The 15,702-nt window shown below is 64.7% G+C and carries 17 protein-coding genes; 4 read left to right on the forward strand and 13 right to left on the reverse strand.

The genetic code is table 11. The features are described 5' to 3' along the window. Positions 1-8: 8 nt before the first annotated feature. Positions 9-905, reverse strand: coding sequence for a LysR family transcriptional regulator (locus ACTJK6_RS21890; protein WP_440840164.1), 897 nt, complete (start codon positions 903-905; stop codon positions 9-11). A 105-nt stretch (positions 906-1,010) separates the two neighbouring features. Here ACTJK6_RS21890 and ACTJK6_RS21895 point away from each other — a divergent pair, with 105 nt between their 5' ends. Beyond that, positions 1,011-1,967 carry an SDR family oxidoreductase gene (locus tag ACTJK6_RS21895; protein ID WP_440840165.1) on the forward strand — a complete coding sequence of 319 codons (957 nt, stop codon included), beginning with the start codon at positions 1,011-1,013 and terminating at the stop codon, positions 1,965-1,967. Here the strand turns inward: ACTJK6_RS21895 and ACTJK6_RS21900 are convergent. Next, the gene (locus ACTJK6_RS21900) at positions 1,953-2,504 is read right to left on the reverse strand and encodes a phosphonate degradation HD-domain oxygenase (RefSeq protein WP_260803587.1); all 552 of its coding nucleotides are present in this window, start codon (positions 2,502-2,504) and stop codon (positions 1,953-1,955) included. The two genes, ACTJK6_RS21895 and ACTJK6_RS21900, sit on opposite strands and share 15 nt — an antisense overlap. Before the next feature lie 169 nt (positions 2,505-2,673). Here ACTJK6_RS21900 and ACTJK6_RS21905 point away from each other — a divergent pair, with 169 nt between their 5' ends. Then, positions 2,674-3,051, forward strand: a complete 378-nt coding sequence (locus ACTJK6_RS21905; RefSeq protein ID WP_232041404.1) for a cupin domain-containing protein — start codon at positions 2,674-2,676, stop codon at positions 3,049-3,051. Here the strand turns inward: ACTJK6_RS21905 and ACTJK6_RS21910 are convergent. Next, a complete protein-coding gene (locus ACTJK6_RS21910) occupies positions 3,041-3,799 on the reverse strand; it encodes a sulfite exporter TauE/SafE family protein (protein ID WP_414561281.1) in 759 nt (252 codons plus the stop codon). The two genes, ACTJK6_RS21905 and ACTJK6_RS21910, sit on opposite strands and share 11 nt — an antisense overlap. Positions 3,800-3,822: 23 nt before the next feature. After that, a complete protein-coding gene (locus ACTJK6_RS21915) occupies positions 3,823-4,260 on the reverse strand; it encodes a hypothetical protein (RefSeq protein WP_414561282.1) in 438 nt (145 codons plus the stop codon). Positions 4,261-4,384: 124 nt separating this feature from the next. On the opposite strand from ACTJK6_RS21915, the gene ACTJK6_RS21920 reads away from it, so the two are divergent. Continuing rightward, the gene (locus ACTJK6_RS21920; RefSeq protein WP_440840166.1) at positions 4,385-4,624 is read left to right on the forward strand and encodes a hypothetical protein; all 240 of its coding nucleotides are present in this window, start codon (positions 4,385-4,387) and stop codon (positions 4,622-4,624) included. Between the two features lie 246 nt (positions 4,625-4,870). Here the strand turns inward: ACTJK6_RS21920 and ACTJK6_RS21925 are convergent, their stop codons facing one another. From ACTJK6_RS21925 to ACTJK6_RS21965, 9 genes are all read right to left on the reverse strand, one after another. Beyond that, the gene (locus ACTJK6_RS21925) at positions 4,871-5,857 is read right to left on the reverse strand and encodes a branched-chain amino acid ABC transporter permease (protein WP_232041408.1); all 987 of its coding nucleotides are present in this window, start codon (positions 5,855-5,857) and stop codon (positions 4,871-4,873) included. Between the two features lie 14 nt (positions 5,858-5,871). Then, entirely contained in the window at positions 5,872-6,756 is an 885-nt protein-coding gene (locus ACTJK6_RS21930) for a branched-chain amino acid ABC transporter permease (RefSeq protein WP_260803590.1), read from the reverse strand. An 83-nt stretch (positions 6,757-6,839) separates the two neighbouring features. Further along, positions 6,840-8,048, reverse strand: coding sequence for an ABC transporter substrate-binding protein (locus ACTJK6_RS21935; protein ID WP_253535762.1), 1,209 nt, complete (start codon positions 8,046-8,048; stop codon positions 6,840-6,842). Between the two features lie 75 nt (positions 8,049-8,123). Beyond that, the gene (locus ACTJK6_RS21940) at positions 8,124-8,864 is read right to left on the reverse strand and encodes an ABC transporter ATP-binding protein (protein ID WP_440840167.1); all 741 of its coding nucleotides are present in this window, start codon (positions 8,862-8,864) and stop codon (positions 8,124-8,126) included. Between the two features lie 104 nt (positions 8,865-8,968). After that, on the reverse strand, positions 8,969-9,739 hold the full coding sequence (locus tag ACTJK6_RS21945; protein ID WP_092976200.1) for an ABC transporter ATP-binding protein: 771 nt from the start codon (positions 9,737-9,739) through the stop codon (positions 8,969-8,971). Positions 9,740-9,984: 245 nt separating this feature from the next. Beyond that, positions 9,985-11,619, reverse strand: a complete 1,635-nt coding sequence (locus ACTJK6_RS21950; protein ID WP_440076414.1) for a GMC family oxidoreductase — start codon at positions 11,617-11,619, stop codon at positions 9,985-9,987. 67 nt (positions 11,620-11,686) lie between these two features. Beyond that, the gene (locus ACTJK6_RS21955; protein WP_440840168.1) at positions 11,687-12,556 is read right to left on the reverse strand and encodes a lysophospholipase; all 870 of its coding nucleotides are present in this window, start codon (positions 12,554-12,556) and stop codon (positions 11,687-11,689) included. A 75-nt stretch (positions 12,557-12,631) separates the two neighbouring features. Further along, positions 12,632-13,093, reverse strand: coding sequence for a Cu(I)-responsive transcriptional regulator (cueR, locus tag ACTJK6_RS21960; RefSeq protein WP_440475825.1), 462 nt, complete (start codon positions 13,091-13,093; stop codon positions 12,632-12,634). Continuing rightward, positions 13,090-15,312 carry a heavy metal translocating P-type ATPase gene (locus ACTJK6_RS21965; RefSeq protein ID WP_440840169.1) on the reverse strand — a complete coding sequence of 741 codons (2,223 nt, stop codon included), beginning with the start codon at positions 15,310-15,312 and terminating at the stop codon, positions 13,090-13,092. Before ACTJK6_RS21965 ends, cueR begins: the two co-directional genes overlap by 4 nt. Before the next feature lie 145 nt (positions 15,313-15,457). Here ACTJK6_RS21965 and ACTJK6_RS21970 point away from each other — a divergent pair, with 145 nt between their 5' ends. Further along, positions 15,458-15,670: a heavy-metal-associated domain-containing protein gene (locus ACTJK6_RS21970; RefSeq protein WP_440840170.1), complete on the forward strand. Its 213-nt coding sequence runs from the start codon at positions 15,458-15,460 to the stop codon at positions 15,668-15,670. The last annotated feature ends 32 nt before the right edge of the window (positions 15,671-15,702 follow it).

The following is a 15,702-nucleotide window of genomic DNA, read 5'->3' on the forward strand; positions in this document are numbered from 1 at the left end:
GCGATCGATCAATCGCCGTTGATGTACCGCAACAGCCCCGTCGCCAGCGCATCAAACACGACGCGACAGCGCGGGCTGTCACGCAGGTCTTCGTGCATGGCGAGCCAGGTGTCGAGCGTGATGCTGATCTGATCGCTGAACAGACGAACCAGATCCACGTTGTGCCGTGCCAAGCCGACCTGGCAGAAGCCGACGCCAAAGCCCGCACGCAGTGCGGCAATCGCAGCCAGATCACTGTCGGTACGCAGCGCGAAGCGGTTGCGCTGGATCCATGGGAACTGCGCTCGCACGCTGCGCAGGAATGCGTTCTCCTTGTCGTAGCCGATCAACGTGTGGCCAGCGAGTTCTTCCACCGTGCTGGGCGTGCCGCGCTGTGCCAGATAGCGCCGGTGCGCAAACAACCCCAATTCGATCTCGCCGAGGTGCCGCGCGACGAGCACGCCCTGGCTCGGCGGCTGCATGCGCACGGCGATGTCCGCCTCACGGCGCAGCAGGTCTTCCATCCGGTTCGACGGCACCAATTCGAGCGTCAGCTCCGGATAGGCGGCGTGCAGATCGGCGAGGATGGGCGGCAGCACCTCGACCGCCACGACCTCGCTGGCGGTGATGCGCACGGTGCCCCGTACGCCCTCGCCCTGGCTGGAGGCAGCGCGCAGCAAGGCAGCGCTGGTGGCTTCCAGCGATTCGGCAAACGGCCGCAGTGATAGCGCCGCTTCTGTGGGGCTCAGCCCCTGCTGCGTTCGGACGAAGAGCGACATGCCCAGTGCCCGTTCGAGCGCATCGACATGCCGCCCCACCGTCGGCTGCGTCAGCCCAAGCGCCCGGGCGGCGCCCGACAACGATCCTTCTCGCACCACGGCAAGGAAGGTCCGATACAACTCCCAGCCTGGCTCCGATCCGTTCATACAAATTTGTATAACTGCACGCTCATCATCAACAATTCCATTGAAGCACAGTCGCGCCCAGAATGCCTCCATCGCAACGCTCTCTCTCACATCAGGAGCACGGTCATGGAACAGGCACAACGTATCGCATTGGTATTGGGCGCCACTGGCGGCATCGGCGGTGAAGTGGCACGTCGGCTGGTGGCACGCGGCTGGCATGTGCGGGCGCTGCAGCGCAATCCGGATGCGCTGACGAACCGCAACACCGCATTCGAATGGATTCGCGGCGACGCGATGGTGCGCGAAGACGTGGTCGGCGCAGCGCAAGGGGCAGAACTGATCATCCACGCCGTCAACCCGCCGGGCTACCAGAACTGGGCCGGACTGGTGCTGCCGATGATCGACAACACCATCGCCGCGGCCCGCGCCTCGGGTGCACGCATCGTGCTGCCGGGCACGGTGTACAACTTCGCGCCGGACACGTTTCCCGTGCTGCGCGAAACGACAATGCAGGCACCGCTCACCCGCAAGGGCAAGATCCGCGCAGAGCTGGAGCGCCGCATGCAGGCCGCCAGCGCCGAGGGCGTGCGCAGCCTGATCGTGCGCGCGGGTGATTTCTTCGGGCCGCAAACCAGCAACACGTGGTTTGCCGGCGCGCTAGTCAAGCCGGGCAAGCCCGTCCGCACCGTCACGCAGCCGGGTGCTGCCGGCATCGGCCATCAATGGGCGTACTTACCGGACGTGGCCGAAACGATGCTGCGCCTGGTCGAGCAAGGCGACCGTCTGCCGGACTTTGCCGTCTATCACATGCGCGGCCACTGGGATGCCGACGGCACGCAAATGGCCGCCGCGATTGGCCGCGCAGTGGGCCACCCCGTCAAGACGCGCGCATTCCCGTGGTGGCTGATGCCCGCGCTGGCGCCGTTCTCGGAGATGCTGCGCGAGATGCGCGAGATGCGCTACCTGTGGCAGCACCCGGTGCGCATGGACAACGCCAAGCTCGTGCAAGCACTCGGCGCTGAACCGCACACCCCATGGGACGACGCCGTGGGCACGACGCTGCGCAGCCTAGGCTGCCACTGAAACCCGCGCGGCCGTCGCCAGGAAGTGCGCAAGATCAGGCGTGCGCTGCCCGGCCACCTTGGCGAGGTCATCCCACCGGCGCAGTTGCAGGGCATCGGCCGCGTACAGACGCTGCATGAAGGCCTCGGCCTCGTGCGCTGAAAACACACCGCCCTGCAATGCCAGGCTCCGTACAGAATCGGCTGACAGGCGCGCGTAGTAATGCGCGTCCATCGCGCACAGGCATCGCTTGGCATCCACATGCAGGCGGATCGGCTCCAGCACGGCATCGGGAAACGTCGCACGCAGAAACGGCAGCGCAAAGTACTGGTGCTGATCGTCGATGCCGTGCGCGGTTGGCGTCTCGCCCTGCAGGTTCAGCAAATGACCGAGGTCGTGCAGCAGCGCCGCCGTGACCAGCGCGTCCGACGCGCCGGCGGCCTCCGCCAACGCGGCCGTCTGCAGGGCATGTTCGAGTTGCGTGACGGGCTCGCCGCTGTAGGCAATGTTGCCGTGACGGTCAAAGAGCGTGCGGATGTCGTCGAGACTCAGGGCCATGATGCTGCGCGGGCAAAAGCGAAACCTTGCAGCGTAGCCCGCCCGTGCGGCAACACGGTGACAATGCGCCGCGCATTAGCCTGCGTGATCAGCGCGATTAGAAAGTTTGGTTGGGAATGCGCGGCGCCCGCCCTTATCTTCAGTGCCTTCCCACACATCGGAGCGCAACATGCTCGCAGGACACGCCGTACAGGTCGCGCAGGCGCTGGAACAGGTCACGGACTATTGGTCGCCGCGCGTCGTCGGCCAAGTCAACGATCAGTACATCAAGGTCGCCAAGCTCAAGGGCGAATTCGTCTGGCACGACCACCCGAATGAAGACGAGCTGTTCTTCGTGGTCTACGGCCACCTGAAAATCGCCTTCGAAGACCGCGCCGATGTGCACCTCGGCCCCGGCGAATTCTGCGTCGTGCCGCGCGGCGTGCGTCACTTTCCGGTTGCCGACGAGGAATGCGGAATCATGCTGATCGAAACGGTGACCACGCAGCACACGGGCGACGTCGTTACAGAGCGCAGCGTGGCGCTCGAAAAGCAACTCAACGGATAAAGGCGTCGTAGGCCGTCTTCAGAATCAACGCCAGCACCACCACGATGAACACCTTGCGCACGAAGCGGCTGCCGTGCCGCAGCGCGAGGTGGCTGCCGACCTGATTGCCGGCGACGTTGGCAACCGCCATCACCAAGCCGAGCTGCCACCACACGTGGCCCTTGGCGGCTAACAGCAGCAATGCCGCCACGTTGGTCGCGAGGTTGACGATCTTGGTGGACGCCGACGCGTGCAGGAAGTCGTATCCGAACACGCGCACGAACACGATCATCAGAAAGCTGCCGGTGCCCGGGCCAAACACGCCGTCGTAGAAGCCGATCGCGGCGCCGGCCAGCAATGCCGCCGCCCGCTCGCGCCAGCCCTTGAGGCTTGGCGCATGATCTGCGCCCAGGTTCTTCTTGGCCACCGTGTAGACGAGCAGCACCGCCAGCACAAACGGCAGCGCACGGCGCAGCGGCTCAGCCGGGATATGCATGAGCGCCCACGCGCCGAGCAGCGAAAACGCAAACGCCGTGACCACCGCCGGCGCCGTCGCGCCCCAGTAAATGCGCACCGTGCGGCCGTAGCGCACCGCCGCCGTCGCCGTGCCCGACATCGACGCGACTTTGTTGGTGCCGATGAGCGTGGCGGGCGCGATGTTCGGATACGCCGAGAACAGCGCGGGGATCTGCACCAGGCCGCCGCCACCGGCCACGGCATCGATCAGGCCGGCCAGAAAACCGGCCACGGCGAGCAAAGCAAATTCCATCAGGAGAAACGAAGCAGGAAGGATTAGCCCAGCGACTTGGGCGACGGCCGCGCGCTGCGCCGCCAGCAGCCCGATGCGTCGGGCGCAAAGCCGAGCGCTGCGGCGTCTTCAGCCGAAAGCGCCGCGGGCGGCAGAAGGACGTGAAGTATGCCATGTGCTCTGGCGTACTCATTGACAGCCGCCAACGCCACATCACGCGTGGCCGTGTCATCGGAAAACACCATCACGCCCGCCTGCAGCCACGCCACCAAACCGCCCAGCACCAGATGCGGCACGAGCGTCATCGGAGCCACTCCGATCAACACCTCGCCCCTTTCGATCAGGAAGCACGGATGCACGCTCGGATGGGCGAGCAGCGTATCGACGGCATGCGCCAACTGCAGCGGCGAGGCGGCAGACGTAACGGCGGCCAGCAGGCGCGGCCGGTCTTCGGGCGTGGCAAGGCGGGTGGACAGGGTCATGAGCGGCTCTGGCGAAGGCGCCATTGTCATGCAGCGTGCGCATAGGCGTCGACACCGAATGCATTTCTCTTGTGAATGCGCGCGAACCAGAATGGACACGTCCCCCCTTCCGCCGGAGCCCGTCATGGCCGATCCGACCCACGCTCTCACCCTGCAATTGCTGCAGTCGCTGGCCGAGCGGCCGCGGCCCTACGCCGAAGTGCTGGAAACGTGGCGGACGTCGTGTCCGCGTTTGTCGATCTGGGAAGATGCGTGTATCGACGGGCTGGTGGACTGCGCCACCGGCTCTGCGCCTGAACTGCGTCTGGTGACGGTCAGCGCCCGGGGCCGGGCACTGCTGGCTGGCGCTCATGCGAAAAAGTGAGCGCACAAACTAAAAGGCCCTGCCGGGGATCGCCTGGCAGGGCCTTTATCTATTTTGCATCTCCACCGTACGTGCGGTGTGTGCTGTCGTCTCCTCGCTCCCGCCTCATTTATCTCGTGCGAAAACCGTAACGCGACTGTAAAAGATGCACCGCAATGCAGCAACTAGAGCAAACCCTTACGGTGCATCAGGCACCAAGTTCAGCCGTTTGGGTGAAACTCGCTGGCATCTTCTGGCATTGTGGCGTCAACGTCGCAACCAGGGCACCCGCGCCGCGATTTCGCCCATGATGCCGCGGCGGAAGGTCAGCACGCAGATCACGAAGATCGCGCCCGTGACCGTGGTGACCGATTCGCCGAGGATATTGAAGCCGTCGATGCCGGTCGCGCCGGCCAGGAAGCTGCCGACGTCGCCGAGCTTGTTTTCCAGCGCAATCACCAGCGCCGCGCCCAGCAGCGGACCCGACAGGATACCCAGGCCGCCCACCAGCGTCATCAGGATGACCGAGCCCGACATCGACCAGTGCACATCGGTGAGCGTCTCGAAGCCAAGCACCAGCGTCTTGAGCGAGCCGGCCAGGCCCGTGAGCGCCGCCGACAGCACGAAGGCCAGCAGCTTGAAGCGATCGGTGTCGTAGCCGAGGGACGTGGCACGCGGCTCGTTCTCCTTGATGGCCTTGAGAATCTGCCCGAACGGCGAGTGGATCGTGCGAACGATCAGCAGGAAGGCCAGCACCACGATGGCGAGCACGACGTAATACAGCGTCAGGTCGGACGACAGGTCCAGCACGCCGAACAGCTTGCCGCGCGGCACGCCTTGCAGGCCGTCTTCGCCGCCGGTGAACGGCACCTGCAGGCAGAAGAAGTACAGCATTTGCGCCAGCGCCAGCGTGATCATCGCAAAGTAGATGCCCTGGCGGCGGATGGCCAACAGGCCCACGACCAGACCGATGAACGCGCCCGCCGCGGTGCCGGCCAACAGGCCAAGCTCGGGCGTCACGTGCAGGTCGCGCATCATGTAGCCGGCCACATAGCCCGCGCCGCCAAAGAAGGCAGCGTGCCCGAACGACAGCAGCCCCGTGTAGCCCAGCAGCAGGTTGAATGCGGAGGCAAACAGCGCGAAGCACAGCAGCTTGGCGACGAACACCGGATACGCACCGACCAGCGGCGCGGCAATCAGCGCCACCAGCAGCAGGCCGTACAAAACGTATTTGAGGGAAGAAGAGTTGGTCATGTTGGCCGCGCCGCTCATTTCTCTTTACCGAACAGGCCCGCCGGACGCACCAGCAGCACCAGCACCATGATCACGAACACCACGGTCGCCGACGCCTGTGGATAAAACACCTTGGTCAGCCCCTCGATCACGCCCAGGCCCAGCCCGGTGATGATCGAACCGAGAATCGACCCCATGCCGCCAATCACCACCACCGCAAACACGGTGATGATCATGCTCTGCCCCATCAGCGGCGAAATCTGGATGACGGGCGCGGCCAGTACGCCAGCAAACGCGGCCAGCGCCACGCCAAAGCCGTAGGTGAGCGTGACCATCAGCGGCACGTTCACACCAAAGGCTTCGACCAGCTTCGGGTTTTCGGTGCCGGCACGCAGGTAGGCGCCCAGCTTGGTCTTCTCGATCATGAACCACGTGGCGAAGCACACCGCCAGCGACGCCACCACCACCCAGGCGCGATAGTTCGGCAGCATCATGAAGCCGAGGTCGGTTGCACCTTGCAGCAATTCGGGCGTGTCATACGGCAGGCCCGACACGCCGTAAATAGCGCGGAACACGCCTTCGATGACAAGCGTCACGCCCAGCGTGAGCAGCAGGCCATAGAGATGATCGAGCTTGTAGATGAAGCGCAGCAGCGTGCGTTCGATCACCACGCCCAGCAGGCCGATCACCAGCGGCGAGAGCACCAGCATCGCCCAGTACGGCACGCCCAGGTACGAGAAGCCCATCCACGTGAGCACCGCGCCCAGCATGAACAGCGCCCCGTGCGCAAAATTGATGACGTTGAGCAGCCCGAAGATGACCGCAAGGCCGAGGCTCAACATCGCATAGAAGGAACCGTTGACCAGACCCAGCAACAATTGGCTGAGCATGGCCGGTAGCGGAACGCCGAAGATTTCCATCGCGGTCAGGAAGAGAACACCACACCAACAACGTTGATGGCGCCGCCATCCACACGGACGGCGGCGCCGGATTGCCTACGCTTTTACTTCTTCATCAGCGAGCACTTCGACTCGGCCGGCGTGGTGAAGGCCTGTTCGCCCGGGATCGTCGCCACGACCTTCAGGTAATCCCACGGCTTCTTCGATTCGGCCGGCGTCTTCACCTGCAGCAGGTACATGTCGTGGATGGCCCGGCCGTCCTGGCGGATGTAGCCCTTCGTGTAGAAGTCGTCGATCTTGGTCTTCTTGAGCTGGGCGATGACCTTGTCCGGATCATCCGTGCCGGCAGCCGCCACGGCCTTGATGTAGTTCGACACCGCCGAATAGTCCGCGGCCTGCAAGCTGCTCGGCATCTTCTTCATCTTCATGAAGTAGCGGTTGGCGAACTTGCGCGTGGCGTCGTTCATGTCCCAGTACCAGCTGTCGGTCATCAGCAGGCCTTCGGCCGTCTGCAGGCCCAGGCTGTGCACGTCGTTGATGAACATCAGCAGGCCGGCGATCTTCATCGTCTTGGTGATGCCGAATTCCTTGGCCGCCTTGATCGAGTTGATCGTGTCGCCGCCAGCGTTGGCCAGACCCAGGATCTGCGCCTTCGATGCCTGTGCCTGCAGCAGGTACGACGAGAAGTCCGACGCCGACAACGGGTGCTTGACCGAACCCACCACCGTGCCGCCGTTGGCCTTGACCACGGCCGTGGTGTCGTTCTCCAGCGAGTGGCCGAAGGCGTAATCGGCGGTCAGGAAGAACCACGACTTGCCGCCCTGCTTGACCACCGCGCTGCCCGTGCCCTTGGCCAGCGCCACGGTGTCGTATGCATAGTGGATCGTGTACGGCGTGCACTCTTCGTTGGTCAGGCGCGCCGTGCCGGCACCGATGTCGATGAACACGCGCTTCTTCTCGGAAGCCACCTTGTTCATCGCCAGGCCCGTGGCGGAGTTCGTGCCGCCCAGCAGCATGTCCAGGCCTTGCTGATCCATCCACTCGCGCGCCTTCGAAGCGGCAATGTCGGCCTTGTTCTGGTGATCAGCCGTCACCAGTTCGATCGGCTTGCCGAGCACCTTGCCGCCCGCATCCTCGATCGCCATCTTGACCGCTTCGACACCGCCCTGCCCGTCGATGTCGGCATACAGACCCGAGAGATCGGTGATGTAGCCGATCTTCACCTTGTCGCCGCTTACCTGTGCGTGCGCGCCGAATGCTGCCGCGCCCAGCCCTACCGCCATCAATGCACCAGCCAGCTTCTTGAGTGTCATGGTCTTGTCTCCTGTGTCGTACGCGCCGCGGATCACGCTGGCGCAAGGGTCTTGCAAATCGATCGGGAAAACACCTTAAACGCCGAGCAGCTCGTGCAGCACCGGCATCTTGTCCTGCAATTGCGCCGCTTCGAAGCGCTCGACGATGCGGCCGTGTTCCATCACATAAAAGCGGTCTGCCAGCGGCGCGGCAAAGCGGAAGTTCTGCTCCACCATCACCACCGTGTAGCCGCGCTTCTTGAGCATCAGGATCATGCGAGCCAGGGCCTGCACGATCACCGGGGCCAGCCCTTCGGAAATCTCATCGAGCAGCAGCAGGTTCGCGCCGGTGCGCAGGATGCGCCCGACCGCCAGCATCTGCTGCTCGCCACCCGATAGACGCGTGCCCTGGCTCTGGCGGCGCTCGGCCAGGTTCGGGAACATCTCGTAGATCTCGTCGATGCTCATGCCGGCATTGCCGGTCTTGGCCACCTGGCCCTTCAGCACCGGCGGCAGCATCAGGTTCTCTTCGCACGACAGACTCGAGAAAATGCCGCGTTCTTCTGGGCAGTAGCCGATGCCGCAGTGGGCGATCTTGTACGTGGGCAGGTCGATCGTTTCCACGCCCTGGCCGCTTGTGTCATGTACGACGATGGAGCCCTTGCGCGTGCCCACCAGCCCCATGATGGCGCGCAGCGTGGTGGTGCGGCCCGCGCCATTGCGGCCGAGCAGCGTGACAACCTCGCCGCGGTTCACGGTCAGGTCGACACCATGCAGGATGTGCGATTCGCCGTACCAGGCGTGCAGGTCCTTGATCTGGAGCGCGGGCGTGCTCATTCAGTGTTCTCGTGTGTTCGGGTCTAGCGTTCGCTTACGTTTGATACGCGGCACGCAGCCGCGTCGCGTGATCGATCGGCGTCGATCAGGTAGCCTCAACAGCCTCAATGGCCTTCCAGCGCCGCATCGGCGGTGCCCATATAGGCCTCCATCACCTGCGGGTTCTTCGAGACGTCTTCGTACGGGCCTTCGGCCAGGATCTGGCCGCGCTGCAGCACCGTGATCTTGTCGGCGATGGACGAGACCACATTCATGTTGTGTTCGACCATCAGGATCGTGCGGCCCTGCGCGACGCGCTTGATCAGCTCCGTCACACGGTCCACGTCTTCGTGGCCCATGCCCTGCGTGGGCTCGTCGAGCAGCATCAGCTCGGGCTCCATCGCCAGCGTGGTGGCAATTTCCAGCGCGCGCTTGCGGCCGTAGGGCAGCTCCACCGTCACGGTGTGCGCGAACTCCGTCAGCCCCACCTGCTCGAGCAGCTCCATCGCACGCGCGTTCAGCCTATTGAGCGACTGCTCGCTGCGCCAGAACGCGTACGCCGTACCGAGTTGCCGTTGCAGCCCAACGCGAACGTTTTCCATCACCGTCAGATGCGGAAACACGGCGGAGATCTGAAACGAGCGGATGACGCCGCGGCGCGCAATCTGTGCCGGCTTTTCCGATGTGATATCGACGCCGTTGAACAGAATCGTGCCGCGCGTGGGCACCAGGAATTTGGTCAGCAGGTTGAAACAGGTCGTCTTGCCGGCACCGTTCGGGCCGATGAGCGCATGGATGGACCCACGCTGCACGCGCAAGTTGACGTCGGACACGGCGGTAAAGCCCTTGAAGCCCTTGGTCAGTCCGCGCGTTTCGAGAATGATGTCCTGCGCCATGATTCCCTCTTGTCTCCCGCCCTTTTTATGGTGCGGATGATTGTCAACGGCTGTTGCGTTGCAAAACATCGGGGTTTTTACCGAGACGATTACACACCGCTTACGCCTCGGAAACCCGCGCCGGTATTGACTTTGCGGCTCGCAGGAGTGGGTTACGTAGAGTTACGTATCGGGGCAATGCCGATTGCGTATCCAGTGGACACGGGCGGTGTGTCACGCCCGTGTCATCGGCAACGGAACCGGCGTCAGGCTGGCACGGCCTCACCGCGTGCACGCGCCTTGCGCGCAGCACGAATCATCTCGCTCGCCTTCTCCGCAATCATGATCGTCGGTGAGTTGGTATTGCCTGACGTAATCGTCGGCATGACGGACGCGTCGACCACCCGCAGCCCCTCGATACCGCGCACGCGCAATTGCGCGTCGACCACCGCGTTTGCATCGTCAGCGCGCCCCATGCGGCACGTGCCGACCGGGTGGAAGATGGTCGTGCCGATCTCGCCGGCGGCGCGGGCGAGTTCCTCATCGGTTTGAAACGCCGCGCCGGGCAGATACTCCTCCGGCCGGTATTGCGCCAAGGCCGGCTGCGCAACGATGCGGCGCGTAAGCCGCAGCGAATCCGCCGCGACCTTGCGGTCTTCCTCTGTCGACAAGTAGTTCGGCGCAATGCTCGGCGCAGAAAACGGGTCGGCGGACGTGACGTGCACCGTGCCGCGCGAGGTCGGCCGCAGGTTGCACACGCTCGCCGTAAACGCATTGAACGCGTGCAGCGGATCGCCAAACTTGTCGAGCGAAAGCGGCTGCACGTGGTACTCCACATCGGGACGCGCCACGTGCGGATTCGAGCGCGCGAACACGCCCAGCTGCGATGGCGCCATGCTCATCGGCCCGCTCTGGTTGAACGCGTATTGCATGCCGATGAGCGCTTTGCCCCACCACTTGGAGGCGCGCGTGTTGAGCGTGGGCACGCCGTTCACCTTGACCACGCTGCGCAGTTGCAGATGGTCCTGCAGGTTTTCTCCCACACCCGGCAATGCTTGGCGCACCGGGATGCCGAGCGCCTGCAGACGTTCCGGTTGGCCGATGCCCGCCAGCTCCAGCAACTGCGGCGAGTTGATCGCGCCGGCTGAAAGGATCACCTCTTCGCGCGCGGCCACCGTGTAGTCCTGCCCTGCGCCGCGATACGTCACGCCGGTGCAGCGCTTGCCGTCAAACGTCAGCGCCCGCACCTGCGCACCCGTCACGATGGTCAGGTTCGGCCGCTGCGACGCCGGGCGCAGAAAGCCCTTGGCCGTGTTCCAGCGGATGCCGCGCTTCTGGTTGACCTCGAAATAGCCGACGCCGAAGTTGTCGCCGCGGTTGAAATCACTCGTGCGCGGGATGCCCGCCTGCACAGCCGCTTCGATGAAGGTCTCCAGCACCTGCCAGTGCAGGCGTTGCGGCTCGACGCGCCATTCTCCGTTTGCGCCGTGCCATGCGTTCGCGCCGCCGTGATGGTTCTCGCTGGCCTTGAACAGTGGCAGGACGGCGTCCCACTTCCATGAATCGTCACCGGTGATGGCAGCCCAGCCGTCGTAGTCTTCGCGCTGGCCGCGCATGTAGATCATCCCGTTGATCGACGAGCAACCACCCAGCACGCGGCCACGCGGATACCCGAGCGAGCGGCCGTTCAGGCCAGGTTCTTCGCGGGTGCGATAGAGCCAGTCGGTGCGCGGGTTGCCGATGCAATACAGATAACCGACGGGGATGTGGATCCAGTGGTAATCGTCCTTGCCGCCCGCTTCGAGCAGCAGCACGGAGACGTCGGGGTCGCGGGTCAAGCGGTTGGCGAGGACGCAGCCCGCAGAGCCCGCGCCGATGATGATGTAGTCGTAGGTGTCCATGTCTCCGTGCTTCTTTTCCTTGGTGTTATTGGTTTTTGTTTTTGTGGTGCAACCAACTCACTTCAAATCAAATCCGCGAAGCCAACCACTCCGTCATCTTCCCAAACACCTCACTACGCAGCGGCTCGGCTTCGTTGAAGATCTCGTGATAGCCGGTGTCGAACCAGGCCAAGGTCCGCAGATCTTCCGGCGCGTTCGCATAGAAATCGCGGCTGCCGGAAGGATCGACAATCGAATCCGCGCCGCCAGCCATCAACAGCATCGGCGCTTCGAGGCGCGGCGCGTCTTGCTGCGCCTGCGTGATCGTATTGAGCATGAACTCCAGCAATGATGCGCTGATTGTGCCCTGCACCAGCGGGTCTGCCCGATAGGCGGCGGCGATGCTCGGATCGTGTGAAAGCTTGGCCGGATCAACGGGATTGGGCACCGGCAACCGCGGCGCGATGGCGGAGAGAATCCCCCGCACGATGCCCGTTCCGGGCGGCAATTTCACGCGCAGCGCGGGCGACGACAGCAGCACGCCACGCACGGGGCGGATACGCGCGGTGGTGAAGCGCGCGACGATCAACCCGCCCATGCTGTGGCCGAGCACGAACGGCATCTCGTGCCATTCGGCGACAGCCGCGTCGATGATTTCTGCGAGATCGGTGAGGTAGTTGTCTTGCGCGTCGAGCGCCATGCGCGGGCCGCCGCTCTTGCCATGGCCGCGCAAGTCGAAGGCCCGTACGCGCAGGCCAAGGTCGGTGAGCACCTTGGCCACATGCGGATAGCGGCCGCTGTGTTCGGCCATGCCGTGAACGAGGATGACGGTGCCGCGCGGCTCGCCGGTGTCGGGCGCGGGCAACCAGGTGCGGACCAGCAGTTCAGTGCCGTCCTTCATGCGCTGGCGGGATTCCAGTGCTTGCTGGGCGGTGACCTGAGCGGGGGCTTGCGTCATCGGCGTCTCCTCCTTGGGTTGCCAGATTGTGGCATAGACGCCGCCTGTCGCAATCCGCGTCAATAGAGCGGCCCGTCAGTGGCAGCAGGCGTCAGAGTTATCGGGTTCACCGCCCTCGCCGGCCACGCTCTCGAGGATCGGGCAGTCGGGGCGGTCATCACCGTGGCACGCATTGGCGAGCGTCATGAGCGTGTCGCGCATGCTCTGCAGTTCGCTGATGCGCGCGTCGAGATCCGCCACGTGGCGCAGGGTCACGTCCTTCACATCGGCGCTGGCGCGTTCGCGGTCGTTCCATAGCGAAAGCAGCGTGCGAATCTCTTCCAGCGAGAAGCCCAGCGAGCGCGACCTGTGGATAAAGCGCAGCACGTGCACCGCCCGCGCGTCGTACATGCGGTAGTTGCCTTCGGTGCGCGGGCTGGGCGGCAGCAGGCCAATGCTTTCGTAGTAACGGATCATCTTGGCCGACACGCCACTGGCCTTTGCGGCCCCGCCAATGTTGACGGGGCCTTGGGTCTCGTTGATGTCCGTGCGGGTCATGCGTTGTCTCCGGTAGTGCGCCAGCGACGCAGCATCAGTGCATTGGTGACCACGCTTACGCTGGAAAACGCCATGGCCGCGCCGGCAAAGGTGGGGTTCAGCAAGCCGAATGCCGCCAGCGGAATGCCCACCACGTTATAGATGAAAGCCCAGAACAGGTTCTGGCGGATCTTCGCGACGGTGCGGCGCGACAGGTCCAGCGCGTCGCTCACCAGCCGCGGCTCGCCGCGCATGAGCGTGATGCCGGCGGCCTGCATCGCCACGTCGGTGCCCGTGGCCATGGCGATGCCGACATCGGCCGCCGCCAGCGCAGGCGCATCGTTGATGCCATCGCCCACCATCGCCACCACATGGCCGCTCTGCTGCCACGCCGTCACGCGTGCGGCCTTGTCTTGCGGCAGCACTTGCGCGGCCACTTCGTCGATCCCCAGTGCCTGCGCCACGCTGCGTGCGGCGCCTGCGTTGTCGCCCGTCACGAGCGCGGTGCGCACGCCGCGCGCCTGCAGCGCGGCCACGGCCTCCTTCGCACCGGGCTTGAGCGCGTCGCCAAATGCAATCAGGCCCTGCAGCTGCACGCTGCCTCCATCACCCTGCGCAAGCCACGAGACGGTATTGCCTTGTGCTTCCAGCGCACCGGCGCGCGCTTGCAATGGACTGCGATCCAGCCCAAGTTCATCCATCCACCGCGCATTGCCGAGTTGCAGCAATGCGCCATTCACGATGCCGCGCGTGCCGCGCCCAGCCAGCACTTCCGGCGATTGCGCGGGCGCGGCTGCGCGACCGCGCTCCTCGGCATAGTCGCGCGTGGCCTGCGCAAGCGGATGCGTGTTCTCAGCCTGCAGCGCGGCAAGCTGATCGAGCAGTGCATTGGTCTCGATACCGGATGCGGCTTCGACCGCCGTCACGCGCGGCTGGCCGACGGTAAGCGTGCCCGTCTTGTCGAAAACGACGAAATCCACTTGCTGTGCACGCTCCAGCGCCTGCGCATCGGCAATCAAGATGCCGCGCCGTGCACCCGCCCCGGTGCCCGCCATGATGGCGGACGGCGTGGCAAGACCCAGCGCACACGGGCAGGCAATCACAAGCACCGCGACCGCGTTGACGATGGCCGTCTCCCACCCGGCACCAGCGATAAACCAACCGGCCAGCGTGAGCAACGCCGCCACCAGCACCGCCGGCACGAAGATGGCGCTTACCCGGTCGACCAGTTGCTGGATCGGCGGCTTGGCGGCCTGCGCGTCTTCCACGAGGCGGATGATGCGCGAGAGCATGGTGTCGGCGCCGATCGCCGTGGTGCGCACGAGCAGCACGCCATCCGTGGCGATCGCGCCGGCGGTCACGTGATCGCCTTCGTGCTTGGGCACAGGCAGGCTTTCGCCAGTCAGCATGGATTCATCGACGTGGCTTGCGCCTTCCAGCACCACGGCATCCACGGGGATGCGTTCACCGGCGCGCACGGACACCACGTCGCCCACGCGCACCTGGGCGACGGGGGTATCGCGCAGCGTGCCATCGGCACTGCGCACGCGAGCGGTATCGGGGCGCAGTGCCTGCAGCGCGCGGATGGCCTGCGCGGTCTGGCGCTTGGCACGCACTTCCAGCCACTTGCCAAGCCTCACCAGCGTAATGACCACGGCTGCGCTTTCGAAGTACAAGTGCGGCTCATGGTGCATCCCGCCCGCTCCCGCGCGCCACCACAGCCACAGCGATAGCCCATACGCCGCCGACGTGCCAAGCGCGACGAGCAGATCCATATTGCCGGCACCCGCGCGCGCCGCCTTCCAGCCCGCCTTGTAGAAGCGCGCGCCAATCACAAACTGCACCGGCGTCGCCAGCAGCCATTGCGCCCAGGCGGGCAACATCCAGTCACCGCCTAACCAGCCGGCAATCATCGGCAATACGAGCGGCACGGAGAGTGCGGCGGCAATCCACACGGGGCCGGCACCCTCCCAGAAGTCGGGTTCGGCAGCAGCTGGGGCAGCGGTTTCGTCGGAGGCGACGCGCGCCCCATAGCCGGCGGCCGTGACGGCGGCGATCAATGCATCGCTGGCGGCGGCGCCCTGCACCCGCGCGCGCTCGGTCGCGAGATTTACGCTCGCTTCGGTCACACCTGGCACTGCGCGCAAGGCACGTTCGACGCGGCCCGCACAGGCGGCGCACGTCATCCCGCTGATATCCAAATCGGTGGAAGTCACGTCGGCAAGGCTGGCGGCAGTCATGGAAGCGTCCGTTCTGAAGAAGATGACATCAGCCTAGACCTTCCCATCTTGGCAAGGTCAAGTTGCATTTTACGCTTGCGGCTCCCACGATGGGAAGGTTCATACTGCTTACGTGATTCTCTCTTCCTCTTTTCAGGAGCAAACCATGACGACGTCTTCCACGACCTTTTCCGTGTCTGGCATGAGCTGTGGTCACTGTGTGTCGGCCGTCACACGTGCGGTGCAGCAAGTCGATGCCGGTGCCAGTGTGAAAGTAGACCTGGACAAGCAGACCGTGGCCGTCACCAGCGGCTCCAGCACCGATGCGGTCAAGGCCGCCATCGAGCAAGCCGGCTACCCGGTCAAAGCCTTCGCCTGAACCTAGCGCGGGCAACAAAAAAGGCGTGCCGC

This window comes from Ralstonia sp. 22086 (genome assembly GCF_052045975.1).
Classification (GTDB): domain Bacteria; phylum Pseudomonadota; class Gammaproteobacteria; order Burkholderiales; family Burkholderiaceae; genus Ralstonia; species Ralstonia wenshanensis.